Below are 1,789 nucleotides of genomic sequence, written 5' to 3'. Positions count from 1 at the left end.
CGCCGAGGCTCTTGAGCAGCCGTCCGCTGGCCAGGCGCCGCTTCGGGGCCGGGGCCTTCGGGGTCCCGGTGCCGTTGGCTTCGGTTGGGCGGGGCTTCCGGCGGGCGGGCATCGGGGCCGAACCTGTGGGGAGCTGCAGGCACTCTCGCGCAGGCGTCGCCGGCCTCCTGCGGCATGGGGCCGCCATGGCCGATAGGTTGAGCGTCGAGCTCCTGCGCCCACCACCGCTTGTCCTCCGTTCCTTCACGGGCGCCGTCGTCCCTGGCGCCGCACGATCGAGCCCGACCCCTGGCCAAGGGCAGCCCCAAACCCGCCAAGGATCTCTGCAGCGACTGCGGCCTCTGCGACAGCCGCTGGGTGGCCTACGTGCGCCGGGCCTGCGCCTTCCTGGAGCAGCGTTTCGAGGCCATGGAGGAGCAGGCCCACGGCCGCAGCCGCCGCCTCGACGACGAGGACGAGCTCTACTTCGGTGTCCACCAGCGCATGGTCACCGCCCGACTGCGCCAGCCGATCGAGGGAGCCCAGTGGACGGGCATCGTCAGCCGCATCGGCGTGCGGGCCCTGGAGAGCGGCCTGGTGGATGCGGTGCTGTGCGTCCAGCAGAGTCCTGACGACCGCTTCACGCCGTTGCCGGTGCTGGCCCGCACACCGGAGGAGGTGCTGGCGGCCCGCGTCAACAAGCCCACCCTCTCCCCCAACCTGGAGGTGCTCGAGCAGCTGCCGGGCAGCGGCATCGAACGGCTGCTGGCCATCGGCGTCGGCTGCCAGATCCAGGCCCTGCGGGCCGTGCAGGCCACCCTGCCCCTGCAGAAGCTCTACGTGCTCGGCCTGCCCTGCGTCGACAACGTCAGCCGCGAGGGGCTGCAGACCTTCCTGGAGAGCGCCAGCCGCTCCCCCGACACGGTGGTGCACTACGAGTTCATGCAGGACTTCCGCATCCACTTCCGCCACAGCGACGGCCAGGAGGAAACGGTGCCCTTCTTCGGCCTCGACACGCCCGCCCTCAAGGACGTCTTCGCCCCCAGCTGCCTGAGCTGCTTCGACTACACCAATGCCGGGGCCGATCTGGTGGTGGGCTACATGGGCGCCACCTTCGGCCGCCAGTGGGTCACCGTGCGCAACCCCCTCGGCCAGGAGCTGCTGGATCTGGTGGAGCCGGAACTGGATCTGGCGCCGGTGACCAGCTCCGGCGACCGCCGCCAGGCGGTGCAGCAGGGCATCGACGCCTACGAGAAGGCCCTCAAGCTGCCCATGTGGCTCGCCGAACTGGTGGGGGTGTTCGTGCAGCGCTTCGGGCCGAAGGGGCTCGAGTACGGCCGCTTCTCGATCGATTCCCACTTCACCCGCAACGCCCTCTGGCTGCAGCGCCACCACCCGGAGAAGGTGGACGCCCACATCCCGGCCTTTGCCCGCCGGATCGTGGACCGCTACCGGCTGCCGACACCGTGAGCGGCGACCCCCGGGCCTGCGGCGTGCTGCTCCACCCCACGGCCCTGCCGGGCACGCCGGCCTGCGGCAGCTTCGGCGCCGCCGCCCGCGCGTGGATCGACCTCCTGGGCCAGGAGGGGGTGGGGGTGTGGCAGCTGCTGCCCCTGGCCCCCACCGACGGCACCGGCTCCCCCTACAGCTCCCCCAGCGGCTCGGCCCTCAACCCCTGGCTGATCGATGCCGACGACCTGGTGGCCGAGGGCCTGATCACCGCCGCCGACCGTGACGCCCTGCCCTTGGGGGCTGAGGATCACCTCGATCCGGCCGTCGCCGGCCAGCGGGCGGCCGCCATCGCCGCCGC

2 protein-coding genes are annotated in these 1,789 nt (G+C 72.2%); both read left to right on the top strand.

Annotated elements, in window-relative coordinates; genetic code table 11:
* The first annotated feature begins 228 nt into the window (after positions 1 to 228).
* Positions 229 to 1,449, top strand: a complete 1,221-nt coding sequence (locus VB737_RS16565) for a Coenzyme F420 hydrogenase/dehydrogenase, beta subunit C-terminal domain (protein ID WP_500314577.1) — start codon at positions 229 to 231, stop codon at positions 1,447 to 1,449.
* Positions 1,446 to 1,789: 4-alpha-glucanotransferase (locus VB737_RS16560; RefSeq protein ID WP_500314575.1), on the top strand; the 344-nt coding region annotated here is incomplete at its 3' end. The genes VB737_RS16565 and VB737_RS16560, both read left to right, overlap by 4 nt.

It is taken from the genome of Synechococcus sp. BA-120 BA3, from assembly GCF_034931285.1.
Classification (GTDB): Bacteria; Cyanobacteriota; Cyanobacteriia; order PCC-6307; family Cyanobiaceae; genus Cyanobium.
The sequence above is the reverse complement of the archived record's forward strand: the minus strand, read 5'-3'. Positions and strand labels throughout refer to the sequence as shown.